17 protein-coding genes are annotated in these 15,922 nt (G+C 63.3%); 5 read left to right on the forward strand and 12 right to left on the reverse strand.

Annotated features, from left to right (window positions below; genetic code table 11):
* Window positions 1-5: 5 nt before the first annotated feature.
* From ACFCW2_RS01895 to ACFCW2_RS01940, 10 genes are all read right to left on the reverse strand, one after another.
* Window positions 6-1,484, reverse strand: coding sequence for a UDP-N-acetylmuramoyl-tripeptide--D-alanyl-D-alanine ligase (locus ACFCW2_RS01895; RefSeq protein ID WP_379547785.1), 1,479 nt, complete (start codon window positions 1,482-1,484; stop codon window positions 6-8).
* On the reverse strand, window positions 1,481-2,980 hold the full coding sequence (locus tag ACFCW2_RS01900; protein ID WP_379547786.1) for a UDP-N-acetylmuramoyl-L-alanyl-D-glutamate--2,6-diaminopimelate ligase: 1,500 nt from the start codon (window positions 2,978-2,980) through the stop codon (window positions 1,481-1,483). Before ACFCW2_RS01900 ends, ACFCW2_RS01895 begins: the two co-directional genes overlap by 4 nt.
* Complete coding sequence (locus ACFCW2_RS01905; protein WP_379547787.1) at window positions 2,977-4,698, reverse strand: peptidoglycan D,D-transpeptidase FtsI family protein; 1,722 nt, start codon at window positions 4,696-4,698, stop codon at window positions 2,977-2,979. Before ACFCW2_RS01905 ends, ACFCW2_RS01900 begins: the two co-directional genes overlap by 4 nt.
* The gene (locus ACFCW2_RS01910) at window positions 4,695-5,246 is read right to left on the reverse strand and encodes a hypothetical protein (RefSeq protein WP_379547789.1); all 552 of its coding nucleotides are present in this window, start codon (window positions 5,244-5,246) and stop codon (window positions 4,695-4,697) included. The genes ACFCW2_RS01905 and ACFCW2_RS01910 overlap by 4 nt, the downstream gene beginning before the upstream one ends.
* On the reverse strand, window positions 5,243-6,190 hold the full coding sequence (gene rsmH, locus ACFCW2_RS01915; protein WP_379547790.1) for a 16S rRNA (cytosine(1402)-N(4))-methyltransferase RsmH: 948 nt from the start codon (window positions 6,188-6,190) through the stop codon (window positions 5,243-5,245). The genes ACFCW2_RS01910 and rsmH overlap by 4 nt, the downstream gene beginning before the upstream one ends.
* The gene (locus ACFCW2_RS01920; RefSeq protein ID WP_379547791.1) at window positions 6,187-6,699 is read right to left on the reverse strand and encodes a division/cell wall cluster transcriptional repressor MraZ; all 513 of its coding nucleotides are present in this window, start codon (window positions 6,697-6,699) and stop codon (window positions 6,187-6,189) included. The genes rsmH and ACFCW2_RS01920 overlap by 4 nt, the downstream gene beginning before the upstream one ends.
* Before the next feature lie 292 nt (window positions 6,700-6,991).
* A complete protein-coding gene (locus ACFCW2_RS01925; protein WP_379547792.1) occupies window positions 6,992-7,795 on the reverse strand; it encodes a Gldg family protein in 804 nt (267 codons plus the stop codon).
* A 3-nt stretch (window positions 7,796-7,798) separates the two neighbouring features.
* Window positions 7,799-8,107 carry a hypothetical protein gene (locus ACFCW2_RS01930; protein ID WP_379547794.1) on the reverse strand — a complete coding sequence of 103 codons (309 nt, stop codon included), beginning with the start codon at window positions 8,105-8,107 and terminating at the stop codon, window positions 7,799-7,801.
* 141 nt (window positions 8,108-8,248) lie between these two features.
* Window positions 8,249-9,262, reverse strand: a complete 1,014-nt coding sequence (locus ACFCW2_RS01935) for a cysteine synthase A (protein ID WP_379547795.1) — start codon at window positions 9,260-9,262, stop codon at window positions 8,249-8,251.
* Window positions 9,263-9,304: 42 nt separating this feature from the next.
* Window positions 9,305-9,622, reverse strand: a complete 318-nt coding sequence (locus tag ACFCW2_RS01940; RefSeq protein WP_379547796.1) for a 2Fe-2S iron-sulfur cluster-binding protein — start codon at window positions 9,620-9,622, stop codon at window positions 9,305-9,307.
* 129 nt (window positions 9,623-9,751) lie between these two features.
* On the opposite strand from ACFCW2_RS01940, the gene ACFCW2_RS01945 reads away from it, so the two are divergent.
* The 3 genes from ACFCW2_RS01945 (at window position 9,752) to ACFCW2_RS01955 (ending at window position 13,453) form a co-directional block, all read left to right on the forward strand.
* Window positions 9,752-10,372, forward strand: a complete 621-nt coding sequence (locus ACFCW2_RS01945) for a DNA-3-methyladenine glycosylase family protein (protein WP_379547797.1) — start codon at window positions 9,752-9,754, stop codon at window positions 10,370-10,372.
* Between the two features lie 98 nt (window positions 10,373-10,470).
* Window positions 10,471-12,552 carry a S9 family peptidase gene (locus ACFCW2_RS01950; RefSeq protein ID WP_379547798.1) on the forward strand — a complete coding sequence of 694 codons (2,082 nt, stop codon included), beginning with the start codon at window positions 10,471-10,473 and terminating at the stop codon, window positions 12,550-12,552.
* 94 nt (window positions 12,553-12,646) lie between these two features.
* Entirely contained in the window at window positions 12,647-13,453 is an 807-nt protein-coding gene (locus tag ACFCW2_RS01955) for an SDR family oxidoreductase (RefSeq protein ID WP_379547799.1), read from the forward strand.
* Window positions 13,454-13,460: 7 nt separating this feature from the next.
* On the opposite strand, the gene ACFCW2_RS01960 is transcribed toward ACFCW2_RS01955, so the two are convergent.
* Window positions 13,461-13,751 carry a 4a-hydroxytetrahydrobiopterin dehydratase gene (locus ACFCW2_RS01960; protein ID WP_379547801.1) on the reverse strand — a complete coding sequence of 97 codons (291 nt, stop codon included), beginning with the start codon at window positions 13,749-13,751 and terminating at the stop codon, window positions 13,461-13,463.
* Between the two features lie 67 nt (window positions 13,752-13,818).
* Between ACFCW2_RS01960 and ccmA the strand changes: the two genes are divergently transcribed.
* Both ccmA and ACFCW2_RS01970 read left to right on the forward strand, forming a co-directional pair.
* Window positions 13,819-14,394 (forward strand): heme ABC exporter ATP-binding protein CcmA, encoded by a 576-nt coding sequence (ccmA, locus tag ACFCW2_RS01965; protein WP_379547803.1) that lies wholly within the window; start codon window positions 13,819-13,821, stop codon window positions 14,392-14,394.
* Window positions 14,391-15,050, forward strand: a complete 660-nt coding sequence (locus ACFCW2_RS01970; protein ID WP_379547804.1) for a heme exporter protein CcmB — start codon at window positions 14,391-14,393, stop codon at window positions 15,048-15,050. The genes ccmA and ACFCW2_RS01970 overlap by 4 nt, the downstream gene beginning before the upstream one ends.
* Here the strand turns inward: ACFCW2_RS01970 and map are convergent, their stop codons facing one another.
* Window positions 15,051-15,878, reverse strand: coding sequence for a type I methionyl aminopeptidase (gene map / locus ACFCW2_RS01975; protein WP_379547806.1), 828 nt, complete (start codon window positions 15,876-15,878; stop codon window positions 15,051-15,053). It abuts the gene before it with no gap.
* Window positions 15,879-15,922 lie beyond the last annotated feature (44 nt).

The following is a 15,922-nucleotide window of genomic DNA, read 5'->3' on the forward strand; positions in this document are numbered from 1 at the left end:
CATTATCACTGGCGCGCGGTCCAGTGATCGACAAGCCGGCCAAGGCCAACCGAGTTGGACCCCTTGACCAATAATGCGTCTCCGGCTGCGAGCCCGTATTCTTCCACCGCAGCTATTGCCTCGGCAGGCCCTTGGCAATGCGCGAAGCTCATGGTGTTGCCAAGCGTTCCTGCGCCAGCTTTCCCCAAATCCTGCGCCAGAGACTCCATCTCTTCACCCACCAGGATGACATGATCGATTGCCGCCTCGGTCAGCGGTTCGATCAGCGCGGAATGCATGGCGGGGGCAAAATCGCCGAGCTCCTTCATGGCGCCCAGCACCGCGATCCGCCGCGTCGCCGGAGTCTGCCCCAATTGGCGCAGGGTGGCCCGCATCGAAGCCGGGTTGGCGTTGTAACTTTCGTCGACCAGCAAGGCCTTGCCGCCCGGCACAGAAATCTGGTGGCGCGCGCCGCGTCCTTTGAGACCGCCGAGCTCGGCCAATGCCAGTCCGGCCGCTCCCAGATCGCCGCCCGCTGCCTGCACCGCAGCGAGCACGCAAAGCGAGTTGGAAATCCAGTGCTCGCCCGGTTCGGCAACGGAATAGCACAGCCGGGTCTCGCCAACCTGCGCAGTGACCAGCGAGCCGCCGTTTGCCGCGGGGATAGCGTCCAGCAGACGCACATTGGCCGATGCATGGCGACCGAATGTTATGACTTGGGCGTTGCACTTTTTGGCATGTTCGACCAGCCGCGCAGTGTATTCGCTGTCCGCCGGGATGATCGCCACGCCGCCCTTCACCAGCCCGCCAAAGATCTCGCCCTTGGCGTCGGCGATCGCCTCCATGCTGCCTAGATTCTCGATATGCGCGGGCGCGATGGTCGTGACCACCGCGACATGAGGTGCAGCATGCTGCGTCAGTTCCGCAATCTCGCCCGCGTGGTTCATCCCCATCTCGAACACGCCGTAACGGCTGCGCGCGGGCATCCGGGCGAGGCTGAGCGGCACGCCGACATGGTTGTTGTAGCTGCGGACAGAGCGATGCGCCTGCCCCCGGCTGGAACGGTCCAAGGCGTTGAAAATAGCTTCTTTTACGCCAGTTTTGCCGACCGATCCGGTGACGGCAATCCGCTTTGCCGCAGCCCGGTCGCGGGCGGCGTGGGCCAAAGCATGCAAAGCGGCCGTCGTGTCTTCCACCAGCACATGCGGGCCGTCGACAGGCCGGTCAACCAGCGCAGCAGAGGCGCCCGCGGCAAAGGCTTTCTCGACAAACTTGTGCCCGTCCATCGCCTCGCCCTTCAGCGCGACAAACAGGTCACCGGGCCGGACATCGCGGCTGTCCATTTCAACGCCTGCACACTGGAAGTCGCCGCTTGCCACACCGCCGGTAGCCGCCGCGATTTCCTGCGCCGACCACAGCGCCAGCGGCAGAGCATCACGGGCCGTGCGCGGCCAGGACCGGATGGCAGGATGGCGGGTCTTTTTGAGGAGCGAGCTGGCAGTCATTGATCGTGTCCCCAAGCGGTTTGGCCGATTTCGGCGCTGCATTCCCGGGCGACCTCGACGTCGTCGAACGGCAAGACGCGCATTTGCTCCCCGCTCCCGACGATCTGGCCGCGTTCATGTCCTTTGCCAGCGATCAGGACGATATCGTCCTTGCCCGCCTGCTGAATCGCCTGCGCGATAGCGGCGCGCCGGTCACCCACTTCCACCGCGTTATCCCCTGCCCCTTCGAGCACGGCAGCGCGAATGGCTTCCGGAGCCTCGCCGCGCGGATTGTCGTCGGTCACGATGACCTGGTCGGACAGCCGCGAAGCCGCCTCGCCCATCGGCTCGCGCTTGCCGTGGTCGCGGTCTCCACCTGCGCCGAACACCGTAATCAGCTGGCCCGCCACATGGGGCCGCAGAGCCTCTATCGCGGCTTCCAGCGCGTCGGGCGTGTGGGCGTAATCGATATAGACCGGCGCACCGCTGGGCGCGATGACAGCGCGCTCCAGTCGTCCGCGAACAGGCTGAAGACGCGACACGCCGTCCCACACCTGCGCCGGATCACCGCCGGTAGCCAGCACAAGAGCCGCCGAGGTGAGCGCATTGGCCACCTGATAGGCCCCGATCAGTGGCAGGCGCAGCTTGCGCGTCTCACCGGCGTGGGTGATTTCCAGATCCTGCCCCAGCTGTGTGGGGGTGCGCGCGGTGAGCCGGATGAAATCACCCTGCTCGCCAACGGTCAGGACTTCGAGCCCGCGCGCCTTTGCCCGCGCAATTGCCTGCGCAGTCCAGTCGTCACCGCCGGTCCAGATGACCGCTTTCCCGCCCGCCACGACGACTTCATCGAGCAGCTGCATCTTGGCGTCGAAATAGTCTTCCATGGTGGCGTGATAATCGAGGTGATCACGGCTGAAATTGGTGAAGGCCCCAGCGGCAACCGGCAGCCCTTCATTGCGATATTGCGAGAGGCCGTGGCTGCTCGCCTCGTAGGCGACATGGGTCACGCCCTCGCGCGCCAGACCGCTGACATTGCTGAGAAAAGTGACAATATCGGGCGTCGTCAATCCTGTCGAAATGCTCTCGTCAGGCGTCGTCACACCCAGCGTCCCGATGCTCGCCGCGCGCTGGCCCGACATGCGCCATAGCTGCCGGGTCATCTCCACGCAGGACGTTTTGCCATTGGTGCCGGTCACCGCGACAATTGTATCGGGCACCGGCGTGAAATAGCGCGCTGCCAGCCGCGCAAAGGCCCGGCGCGGCGTGTCATCGGCAATATGCACTGCGCCGGACACGCCGGCTTCGGGCCGCGCGACGATGGCGATGGCGCCTGCTTCAACTGCCGATGCGATAAAGTCTTCGCCATTCACAGCAGCGCCCTGAAAGGCACCGAACACCGTGCCCGGTGCAACCTTGCGGTGATCGATAGCAAATCCGGTTACATTGAGGTCGCCGCTCGCCCCGGTATCGAACCCTGCGTCAATCCCGGCAGCGTCTGCCAGCTTGCCCAGCTTCATGTTCCGCCCCCGGGGATCAGCGGCTTGAGGTCCGAAATGTCGACATCGCGCGACATATCAGGGCGCACGCCCATCAGCGGGCCGATACGCGGGACCAGCTTGCCGACGATGGGCGCTGCATTCCACGCCGCCGTGCGCTGGAAAGAACTGGCATGCGTGCCCTTTGGCTCGTCCAGCATGGCCACCACGACATAGCGCGGATTGTCCATCGGGAACGCGGCGGCGAAGGTCGAAACAAGGCTGGTCTCGCGGTAGCCGCGCTTGCCCGGCTTCTCTGCCGAGCCCGTCTTGCCGCCGACGCGGTAGCCCTTTGCATCCGCGTTCTTACCCGTGCCGTAAATCGCAATCATCCGGAGCAATTGCCGCATCCGCGAGCTGGTGGATTCCTTGAACACCCGCCGTCCGCGCGGGACCTCGCCTGCCTCCAGCTTCTGCAGCGTTGCCGGACGCCAGACACCGCCATTAACCATCGCCGCATAGGCACTCGCGAGATGCAGCGGGGTAACCGCGATGCCGTGGCCATAGCTGATCGTCATATTGCGCAGGCGCGGCCATTTGCCCTTCGGCCAGATCGGATGGCCGCGTGCGGGCAGCTCGATATAGGGGCGCTCGTTCATGCCCAGATCGATCATCGTGCGGCGCAAACGTTCGGCGCCAAGCTCGTCGGCAATGCGCGCGGTGACGGTGTTGGAAGACTGGATAAGCGCTTCCGGCACATTCAGATGATTGCCCAGAAAATGGCTGTCGGCCAGCACGGCATTGCTGATCTCGACATCGCGCGCATTCCAGCGCTTCGAGAAATCGCGCACCACGCCGGCATCGATCGCCGCTGCCACGCTCAAAGGTTTGAAGGTAGAGCCCAGCTCGTAGACCTGATTGGTCACGCGGTTGAATTCGTAATCCACCACCCGGCGATCCATCACGTTGGGATCGAACTCGGGCAGCGAAGCCAGCGCCATCACTTCGCCGGTATCGACATCCAGCACGATGCCAGCCGCGCCCATGGCATTGGTCGCCAGCATGCCGCTGCGCAATTCATCTTCCAGCGCGCCCTGCACCCGCATATCGATGGACAGCGCCATCGGCTCGCCGCGCAGGGCCGGATCGGTCAGGCGCGATTGCAGCACCTGTTCCATGCCCACCTTGCCGTCGCCATCATGGGTGACATAGCCCAGCACATGCGCGCCCAGCGATCCTTGCGGATAGTGCCGGTCGGTTTCCTCCGGCAATTCCAGCGCCAGCTCCCCCAGCGCGTGTATCTGGTTGGCCTGCTCCGGCAGAACGCGGCGGCGCAGATAGCCTGCCTTGCCGCTGGTCAGGCGCCGCAGGATGATGGCCTTGTCAGCCTCGGGGAAGATGGCCGCGATCCTGGTCGCTACCTCTTCCGCCGAGCGGGTGAGCGGCGTGCCGCCATCGCCCATCGCCTTGGGATTGAACCACAGCGCACGGGCCGGGAAATTGCGCGCCATCGGAGTGCCGTTGCGATCAACGATCTCGCCGCGATCGGGAAGCAGCGCTTCCTCCAGCGAAGCCGGGCCGGACGCGCCACCACCAATGCCGAGAAACACGATGCGGGACAGCGCCGCCAAGGCCACCAGAGCAAACAGCAGCGCCACCAGCAGCACGCGCAGGCGAGCCACCAGCACCGCCTCGTGCCGCTGCGTTACGGGCCGGACCCTGCCGATAGAAATTGCGGTATCGATACCCAGCGCGGTCATTCGGCCAGTTCCGTTTGAACAGACGGCGCATCCATCGTCGACTGAAGCCTGTCGGCGAGCGACGAAGCGGCTTCCTCGCGAGCTGCCCGGGCGCCCATTTCTTCGCGGTTTGCGTCTTCGGCGGGCGCCGTTTCCGGCAGACCCGTCAGCGGCGAAACCATCGCGATGATCGGATTTTCATCGCCAGCATCATCCGCGCGTGGATCGGGTGCGCGCGCTACGCGGATCGGGGCGGGAGCGCCCGGCGCGCGGCCTTCACCCAATTCGGCAAGCTGGCGTTCTGTTTCCATGAACTGGTCGGCACGCGGCGTATCATAGCCAAATTCGACCTTGTTCCAGGTCGCCAATTGCTGCTGGTTGGCTCGGGTCTGATATTCCGTTTCCAGCCGCCGTGTCTCGCGCTCCAGCGCAACAATCGTCCGCTCTGCCCGAACGACTTCGCTCTTCACGGCATTGACCCGAAATGTCAGCGCCACAAACAGTGCGAGACACACTGCGAGTAAGGCGAGCCAGCCAATCTGGCGGATGCGGGATGCAGGAGGCGTCATGCGGCTTCTCTTGGGGCGATATCTGTCCGCACAGCGTGGCGCAGGACCGAGGAACGCGAGCGGGGATTGCGGGTAATTTCGGCTTCACCGGGCCGGATGGCCTTGGAAACCTGAGAGAAAACGGCCGGCGGGGCGTCGGTGTGGGGAAGGTGACGAGAGCCACCGCCGGCCGCCTGAGAAGCGCTTTTGAAAAAGCGCTTCACAATGCGGTCTTCAAGAGAGTGGAAGCTGACAACGGCCAGCTTGCCACCCGATTTGAGCAAGCGTTCTGCTGCGAACAGGCCCTGCTCCAGTTCATCCAATTCGCCATTCACATGGATGCGGATGGCCTGAAACGAGCGGGTCGCCGGGTCCTTGGGCGCACCGGGACGATGACCCAGCGCCTTGCGAATGACACGGGCCAGCTCACCGGTTGTTTCCAGCGGGCGTGCGGCGATAATTGCGCGGGCGACCCGGCGCGACTGGCGTTCCTCGCCATAGCGATACAGCACATCGGCGATCTGGTCCGCTTCTGCGGTGTTGAGGAAATCGGCGGCGCTGGGGCCGTCCTGCTCCATCCGCATATCCAGCGGGCCGTCGGTGGAGAATGCAAAGCCGCGCTCCGCCTGATCCAGCTGCATGGAGGACACGCCGATATCCATGACAACGCCATCGACCCGCGCGATGCCCATGCGCCCCATCTCCGAAGCCATCTGTGAGAAGCGATGCGGGTGCAAAGACAGGCGCCCGTCGAACTCGGCCTCCATAGCCGCCCCATTCTTGATGGCGTCGGGATCGCGATCGAACGCGTAGACCCGGGCGCCGCGCTCCAAAAGCGCGCGGGTATAGCCGCCAGCGCCGAAGGTTGCATCCACCAGCACATCGCCGGGCTGCGGGTCCAGTGCGGCGACGACTTCATCGAGGAGGACAGGAATGTGTGGTGCGGTTTTGGAAGGCGCGCTCATTTTGCACCACCCTTCCCGGCCAGCTTGGCCTGGGCCTGCTCGACCATATTCTTGCAAGATGCCTGCGCAGCGCGCCAGGACGGGCCCATTTTGTAGAGCTCTTCCGGGTCCCACATGGTGAAGAAATCATCCGCCCCGCGGAAGAACAGGCCGCCGGTGATGTTGGCCAGTTCACCCAGATGGCTGGGCATCACGAAGCGCCCGCTATCGTCGAACGGGATCGTCTCGAACCCGAACAGCTCGCTCGACCGCTCGTCATAATCGAAATCATGGCCGCGTTTCTCGGCGAGCTTTTTCTCGCGCTTGAGATTGCTTTTCAGTTCTGCGCGGCGCGAAGTGCCAAAGCCGATCAGGCAGTTCCAGCGGTCGTGCTTGTCGATGCACAGCAGGCGATTATCGCCGCTGGCGGCACGCACTTCTTTGCGGAATGCGGGGGGCAAAGAGAAACGGCCCTTATCGCCCGCAGGCGAAAAGGCTGTTCCCGAATACCCTTGAAATTCGCTTTCCACTCCCCGCGCGTCCCCGACAAAGCGCCTCTAACCCTCGTGGACACAGCTTTCCCGCAGTCGCCAGCGCGCGAGCACCGGCAACCCGCCGACCTGTCAGGCACGGCGCAGCGGAATCCTCATATCCAATGAAAGGAGGTCCTACTCCCAGCAGGGGTGGGTGAAAAGGGGAAAAGACGCTTTTTTTCGGGAATTCCCGGAAAGTGTCTGTTTTAAAACATATTTTAGTCAGGCATTTTTCGCGCCATCATCCGCTTTCCCAGGTGATCGATGACCTTCTCCACGCTCCAAACCATCATTCCCCACTTTTCCCGGATGCGGCTGCTGGACCTTCCTTTGCCATGCCGATCAACTCTTCGAAGGCCACCAATACCGCCGCGTCCGGCGCTTCCTCGGCCTCCAGAATGGCCGCATCGGCGAGTATGACGGCGCGGCCCTTCCCGATTGCACACATTGTTAGAACACGCCCGAGTCGGTCGGTGCAATCGCTTTGTGCGCCGCCGGCCGGTTCGCGGCGGGTCAGCTCGCCATGAGCAGCCAGCGGCAACTCGCCGCCACCGAAAGCCACAAAACGGGTTTCCGCCGATGGCGGAGCCGCTTCCAGAGCCAATCCCCACCGCGCCAGAAGCGTATCGAGCAGCGCCACATCCTGCGGGCGGCGTTTGTCGCCCACACCGTATTCCGAATGGCCGGTCAGCATGGGGTCGGCGAAGACAAGCGCATGCCCCCCGCCCCGCACCCAATCATCCAGCGCCACATTCTCTTCCGGCGACAGCATGCGGGGCTGCGCCAGCACCAGCAGCTCGAGCCCGGCCAGCGCATCGGGCGTCAGGATGTCGATGGCCGCCACCTCGTGGTTCTGGCCCAGCGCGTCCAGCGCCCAATGGGCCTGCGCATCGGGAGCGAGCAATGCGGTGAAATCATCGCCTTCCGACCACAGGATCGGCAAGGTCGTCATCAGCCCCAGCCGATCTGACACTCCTTCGGTGGCAATTGCCTGTTCGGGAGCATCCACCGTGCGGCTGTCATGCTCGGTGCAGGCCGCCATCAAAGACAGCGCGACCGGCGCAATCACGGCTGAAAGTGCAAGCTTGCTCACGGCCTATTCTGCAGGCGGCAAGCCTTCGCCCTGCTCTGGCACGACCGGTCCCTCGGGCAAGGGCTCCTCCTCCGCCTCGGCAGGCAAATCGGGCACGATACCGGCATCGGCCAATGGATCATTCTGCGGAGCGTCTGCTTCAACGGTTGCTGCTGCTTCGGGGACCGTCGTCGCTTCTGTCTCGCGCGCGCTGTCGATCACGATATTGGCGACGCCGACCAGCAACACCATGGAAACAAGCCCCCCGACGCCGATCTGCAAACGCTGGATCGCCTCGCTGCGTGAACCGCCGAGCGGCGCCCGGGCACGCATGCCGGATTCCGCTGCGCTGTCCCCGGCTTCGCTGCCGCGGATCAATCTGCTTAAGGGGATCAAAGCCATGACGCGGGATTCTGCCCGCGACGCGGCAGCCCGTCAATCGTCTTGCGTTACCGCCTCTGGACGGCTGCCGCGTTAGGTTTGCTCCAGCCATTCGAAAACCGGCAGGTCCTTCTCACGCAGCCAATCGGCATTGTAGAGCGTGGAGAGATAGCGGAACCCGCTGTCGCACAGGATCGTCGCGACCCGCGCGTCTTTGCGCCCCTGCGCCACCAGTTCGCGGCCCAGAGCCACTGCGCCCGCCACATTGATTCCGCTGGAAAGACCCAGGCACAGCCCTTCCTCGCGCAGCAGACGCGCGACCCATTCCAGGCCTTCGGGATCGCCGATACGGTATTGCGAATCGATCGGCGCGCCCTCCAGATTGGCGGTGATCCGGCCCTGTCCGATTCCCTCGGCGACCGATGTTCCAGCCGAAGCCAGCTCGCCATCTTTGAAATAGCTGTAGAGCGCCGCGCCATGCGGGTCAGTCAGCGCGATGACGCAATTCTCGTCGCGTTCTTTCAGGCCCATCCCTACGCCGGCGATAGTCCCCCCAGTGCCCGCGGCGCAGGTGAACCCGTCGATCCGGCCTTCCAGCTGCTCCCAGAGTTCCGCTGCGGTGCCTTCGATGTGAACCTTGCGATTGGCGATATTGTCGAACTGGTTCGCCCACACTGCCCCGTCGGTTTCCTCCGCCAGACGCCGCGAAGTGTGTACGAAGTGATTGGCGTCGGCATATTTGGTGGGCGGAACGGTGACCAGCTGCGCGCCCAGGGCCCGCAGCGTATCCATTTTCTCGCGGCTCTGATTGTCGGGCATGACGATGATCGTCTTGTAGCCCAGCGCGTTTGCCACCAGCGCAATGCCAATACCGGTATTGCCTGCCGTTCCCTCTACGACCGTCCCACCAGCCTGCAAATCGCCGGAAGCCTCGGCATCGCGAATAATGCCGAGCGCGGCGCGGTCCTTCACCGATCCGCCGGGATTGGCGAATTCGCACTTGCCGTAAATGTCGCAGCCAGCCGCCTCGCTCGGCCCGGCAAGCCGCACCAGTGGAGTGTTGCCGATCAGGTCGAGCGTATTTGCAAAGGGCGCGGTAATGTTCATGGGAGGTGGGTTAGCCCGCCCGCTGCGCGCCGCCAACCAAACTTAATCTTCAGGGGCGATAGTCACTTTGAGGCCGTCCAGCTTATCGGTGAACGGGATCTGGCACGACAGGCGCGATGTTTCGGTGCGATGGTCGGAGGATTCCAGCAGATCATCCTCGTCTTCGCTCATTTCGGGCAGTTTGTCGGTGAAGGCCGGGTCCACCACCACGTGGCAGGTCGCGCAAGAGCAGCAGCCACCGCAGAGTGCCAGCAGCTCGTCGAAGCCATTGTCGCGGATCGCTTCCATCACAGTTACGCCATCATCCACATCGATTGTGGATTCTTCACCTTCGCGCGTGACGACTACCAGCTTGGGCATAATGCGTGTCTTCCTGTCTTCTGCGTTCACCTAAGCCCCTATCGGGGTATGAAGGGCGGCTGCTAAGCGGTGCGGCGGCATTACGCAAGAGAGGCCTATGGGCCGCACCAATTCTGATAGGAACACAACATGGGTTTGACGGCGCAGCAGATCAAAGACGGGCTGGATGACCTCGCGGCGCGCGAGCCGAACATCGCCGGCAGCCTGAAAATCGCGGGATATCCGGAGCCGCGAAGCCGCCCTACCGGCTATATCACCCTGCTCAGAACGATTGTCGGCCAGCAGGTGAGCGTGGCCGCCGCCGCCAGCGTATGGCGCAAGCTGGAGGCGGAGCTGGGAGAGGCGATGGAGGCAAGCGAGCTGCTGGCGCGCGATTTCGACACGCTGCGCGCCTGCGGACTGTCGCGCCAGAAGCAAGGCTATGCCCGCTCTTTGTGCGAACTGGTCGATGGCGGCGTCCTAGATCTGGATAACCTGCCACCGGATGATGAAGAGGCAATTGCCGAACTCATCAAGATCAAGGGCATCGGGCGCTGGTCGGCTGAAATCTATTTGCTCTTCGCCGAAGGCCGTCCCGATATCTGGCCCGCCGGTGATCTGGCCGTGCAGAAGGCTGTCGGGCGGATCATGCAGTTGAGCGAAAAGCTGCCGACCGAGAAGGAGGTTCGCGCTATTGCCGAGCCTTGGAGCCCCCATCGCGGGGCCATGGCCGTGTTCGCGTGGCATACCTACAATATGGACGCGCTATGAATGATCACCAAGAGTGCGATGGAAAGCTAACTTGACTTTGTAGCAAGCTCACTTGATATATGATGCATTGCCATTTTCAGGAACCGGAGCTTGCACTCATGACCATCCGCACCAAATCTATCGTATTCTTGGCCGCTGCCTCGGCATTGGCCCTTACCGCCATGCCGCAAGCCGCCCTGGCCGATCATCATGGCGGCAACCACGCCCAATCCGGAGCAGACATGACCAAAACAAGTGAAGCAGCCCCGCTCATTTCTCGTGAGGCGCTGTTCGGCAATCCGACCCGTGCCGGCGGCCAGATAAGCCCCGATGGCCAATGGCTCGGCTGGCTGGCACCGGTCGATGGCGTTCTGAATGTCTGGGTCGCGCCCGCCGATGCACCGGACGAAGCCCGCGTACTGACCAAGGCGACCGACCGCCCGATCCGGCAATATTTCTTCGCCCCGGACAGCCAAAGCATCCTGTATATTCAGGACAAGGGCGGCGATGAAAACTTCCTGATGTACGGCGTGAATATCGAAAGCGGCGTAGAAACCACGCTGACCGATTTCGAGAACACCCGCGTGCAGATCGTCGGGGCGTCGGACCAGTACAAGGACAAGGTGCTCGTCGGGCTCAACAATCGCGATCCGCGTTTTCACGATGTCCACCTGCTCGATCTCAACACCGGCGCGCTGGAACTGATGATCCAGAACGATGGCTATGCCGGTTTCGTCGCGGACGACAATCTGGATGTCCGCATGGCCCTGCGCCCCAATGCCGCAGGCGGCATGGATTACTTCAAAGTCACCGATAATGTGCCCGCCGACGAGCCCTTCAGCAGCACCGATCTAGCGGATTCGCTGACCACCAATCCTGCCGGTTTTACCCGCGATGGCAGCATCCTGTATTGGACGGATAGCCGGGGCCGCGACACCGCCGCCCTCACCGCCACCGATATGGCGACAGGCGAAGTCACTGTCGTTGCCGAGGATGCGCGAGCCGATATCGGCGGCACCATCCGCGATCAGGAAACCGGCGAAGTAGAGGCCTACTCGGTCAACTACCTGAAAACCGAATGGACCGCGCTGGACGCTGAAATCGGCGCAGCGCTCGATTGGCTGGGTGAGCGGCTGGAGGGCCAATACGGCATCAATTCGCGCACCGATGATGATCGCAAATGGATCGTCTGGAACGACCCGCTGACCAGCCCCACCAGAGTCTACATGTTCGACCGCGACGCCGAAACGCTGACCGAGCTCTACACCTCGCGCCCCGATCTGGAAGGCGCACCGCTGCAGCCGATGCAGGCGCTGGAAATCACCAGCCGCGACGGGCTGACGCTGACCAGCTACCTCACCCTGCCGCCGGGCACCGACACGGACGCGGACGGCGTGCCCGAAGCGCCGGTACCGATGGTTCTGCTGGTCCATGGCGGCCCGTGGGCGCGCGATGGCTACGGCTATAACAGCTATCACCAATGGCTCGCCAATCGCGGCTATGCCGTGCTGAGCACCAATTTCCGCGGGTCGACCGGCTTCGGCAAGAATTTCATCTCCGCCGGCGATCTGGAATGGGGCCGCAAGATGCATGACGACCTGCTGGACGCGGTCCAGTGGGCTGTTGATCGCGGCGTCACCTCGCAGGACAAGGTCGCGATCATGGGCGGATCCTATGGCGGCTATGCCACACTGGCAGGCCTGACCTTCACGCCGGAAGAATTCGCCTGCGGCGTCGACATTGTCGGCCCGTCCAATTTGGAAACGCTGCTGGCCACCATCCCGCCTTATTGGGAGCCGGTGATTGCCCAGTTCCACGAGCGGATGGGCAATCCCAACACGCCCGAAGGTCTCGCGATGCTGAAGGAGCGCAGCCCGCTCTATTCCGCGCAGAACATCACCAAGCCGCTGCTGATCGGCCAAGGCGCCAATGACCCGCGCGTCAATCAGGCGGAAAGCGACCAGATTGTCGAGGCGATGAAGGCGAATGGCATTCCCGTCACCTACGTCCTTTACCCTGACGAAGGCCACGGCTTCGCCAAGCCGGAGAACAACATCGCGTTCAATGCCGTGACCGAAAACTTCCTCGCCACCTGCCTCGGCGGGCGCGCGGAGCCGATTGGCGACACGGTCAAGGCCTCCACCGCCGAAGTGGTCGAGGGCGCGGATTTCGTGAAGGGCCTCTCCGAAGCGCTCCGGTAAACGAAAACGCCTTTATGGCTGACAATCGGGGCCGCATCGTCTTATGGCGATGCGGCCCCTTTTTTACGCAGGGGTGCGGGAGAGACTGACGGACATGGCAACACGCAAATCGATCTTCATCACAGGCGGCGCATCGGGCATCGGCCGCGCCATCGCGCTGCGCTTCGCCCGCGAAGGCTGGTTCATCGGTCTGGGCGATGTGAATGAAGGCGGGATGCGCGAAACCGAGGCCCTGATCGGCAACGGGTTCACTTACGCCCATGTGTTCGACGTGCGGGACCGGGAAGCGTGGGATGTCGCGCTGGAAGCATTCAGCATGGCCGCCGGAGGGCGCATCGATGTGATGGCCAACAATGCTGGAATTCCGCTCGGCGGATCGCTGGAAGAAAACAGCGTCGAGGAAATCGAGCGGTGCCTCGATATCAATCTGAAAGGCGCATTCTTCGGCGCGCAAGCTGTGATGCCTCATCTGATGAAAACCGCGCCGGGATCCTGCCTGCTCAACACGGCCAGCGCTGCGGGCCTTTATGGTACAGGCGGCGCGAGCGTCTATTCCGCTACCAAGTTCGGCGTGCGCGCGCTGACCGAAAGTCTGGACGCGGAATGGGCCGAGCACGGGATCGAAGTTCGCTCGCTGATGCCCAGCTTTATCGACACGCCGCTGCTCGACCATTCCCCCAATGCCAAGGCGAACGAGCAAATCCGCCAGCGGGTGAAGGATGGCGGCTTGGAAATTACGCCGGTGGAAGAAGTTGGCGAAGCCGCATGGCGGGCCGTGCACGGCAAAGAACTGCACGTGAAAGTGGGCAAGACGGCGAAAAGCATGGCCTTTGCCGCGCGCTGGATGCCGGGCCGCGTGCGCAAAATGTCGCGCGACAACAGCCGCCCGCTGGGGCGGTAAGCTCCCTCTAGAGCAGCGCGTCGATCGCCTTCGCCATCTTTACATCGCGCTGGGACAGACCGTCCGCATCATGCGTGGTCAGGGTAATGTCGACCGTGTTGTAGACGTTGAACCACTCGGGGTGATGCTCCTGCGTTTCCGCCAGCAAGGCGACCCGGTTCATAAAGCCCCATGCCTCGCTGAAATCGGCGAATTTGAAGGTCCGCTGGATCGCGTCCTTGCCGTCCGCCATCTGCCAGTCTGCGAGTGCGGTGAGCCACGTCTCGCGTTCTTGCTCGGTCAATTTTTCCACGGACATGGTGCGCATTCCTCGATTGCTGGCAGGACGTTGTTTACCTGATGGCTTTCGCTTATCGCCCTCGCCCATGCAAGCGCATCTCTCCGCAAATGATCTGGCCTGCCGGCGCGGCGAGCGATTGCTGTTTAGCGGCCTGTCACTGTCGTTGGAGGCAGGCGACGCGCTGCATGTGACCGGCCCCAACGGTGTGGGCAAAACCAGCCTGATGCGGATACTGGCAGGCCTCGCGCGGCCATTTACAGGAAGCGTGGAGTGCACAGGCAGCATTGCAATGCTGGACGAGCGACTGGCGCTTGATACGGATCACACATTGCGCGATGCGCTGGCCTTTTGGGAAAGGCTGGACGGAGCCTGCAACGCTGCGCAGATGCGCGCGGCGCTTGGTCTGCTGTCGCTGCTCGACATACCCGTGCGCTATCTCTCGACCGGCCAGCGCAAGCGCGCGGGATTGGCGCGGATGGCCGGTCAGAACGCCGATATCTGGCTGCTCGATGAGCCGTTGAACGGGCTGGATACCGATGCACAGGCGAGCGTGGCGGGACTGATTGCCGCCCACCGGGCGCAAGGGGGCATTTGCGTCATTGCCTCGCACCAGCCGACCGGTCTCGATATACCGCAATTGGCGCTGGAACCGATGCGATGAGCGCGTTCTGGACTCTGCTCAGGCGCGATCTTGGCTTGCTCCTGCCGGGCGGATCGCGCGGAGGTGCACTGCTGCCACTGGTGTTCTTTCTGGCTGTCGCGATGCTTTTTCCCTTTGCGGTGGGGCCGGAGCCTGCGCTGCTCGCCCGCACCGGTGGCGGCGTGCTGTGGATTGCCGCCTTGCTCGCCGCGATCCTGCCGCTGGACCGGCTGGTGAAAGATGATCTGGAATCCGGCGTATTCGACCAGTTCGCGCTGCGCGGCATTGCCGAAGAGAGCGCGATGGCAGCGCGGCTGCTGGCGCATTGGCTCGCCTTCGCGCCGCTGTTGCTGCTTGCCTGCCTTCCTGCCGCCGCCCTGTTGGGGCTGAGCGGCGATAGCTTGCGTCAGGTTGTGCTGGGTCTCCTCGCCGGAACGCCGGGGCTTGCTGCCATCGGACTGATGGTCTCCGCCGTAATGGCATCGCTTAGAGCAGGAACGGCGCTGGCCGGGTTGCTGCTGCTTCCCCTCGCCGCGCCGGTGCTTATTTTCGGGGCTGGTGCCATTGCGCGCCCGGACAGCGCCGGTCTGGCCTTGGCCGGTGCAATCAGTCTGGCGCTGTGTGCCCTCGCCCCCTTCGCAGCGGGCGCGGCGATAAGAGCAGCGCGGGAAAACTGATCAATAAGGCGGCTTGTCCAGCCCCTTGGGGCTCGCCGTGAAAATCTCCACGCCGTTGCCGGTCAGCCCGATCGAGTGCTCGAACTGTGCCGACAGCGACTTGTCGCGCGTCACCGCTGTCCAGCCGTCCTTCAGAATTTTCGCCCATGGACGGCCCAGATTGATCATCGGCTCGATAGTGAAGAACATACCCGGCTTTAGCTCCGGCCCCGTCCCGGCCTCGGCCTGATGCACCACTTCGGGCTCGTCATGGAACATCCGCCCCAGACCGTGCCCGCAAAACTCGCGCACCACGCCGTAACGGTACTGCCGCGCATGGGCCGCAATCGCCGCGCCGATATCGCCCAGCCGCGCGCCCGGCTGGCTGGCCGCTTCGATGCCCAGCATCAGGCACTCATAGGTCACCTCGACCAGACGTTTGGCTTTGAGCGAAGGTTCGCCTGCAAAGAACATCCGGCTGGTGTCGCCATGCCAACCATCCAGCAGCGGCGTAATGTCGATATTGAGAATATCGCCATCTTTCAGTGCCTTGTCCGAAGGGATGCCGTGGCAGATAACATGGTTGAGCGAGATACAGCTGCTATGCGTGTATCCGCGATAGCCCAAGGTCGCAGGCACTGCCCCCGCATCCAGCATCATGCTCCGGATCGCGGTATCCAGCTCCAGCGTCGTAACGCCCGGCTCCACCATGGTGGTCACTTCGTCGAGGATTTCCGCCGCCAGTTTCCCGGCGGCGCGCATCCCTGCAAATCCGCTTTCGTCGTGCAGCTTGATGGTCCCGTCGCGCTGTACGTCGTCGGCGGCGGTGATGGTCTGATATTCGGTCATGACGGGGCATGTAGCGGCTCCGACGTCAAATTGCGAGATGACGG

The sequence above is a fragment of the Qipengyuania algicola genome (assembly GCF_042492175.1).
Classification (GTDB): Bacteria; Pseudomonadota; Alphaproteobacteria; order Sphingomonadales; family Sphingomonadaceae; genus CAJXSN01.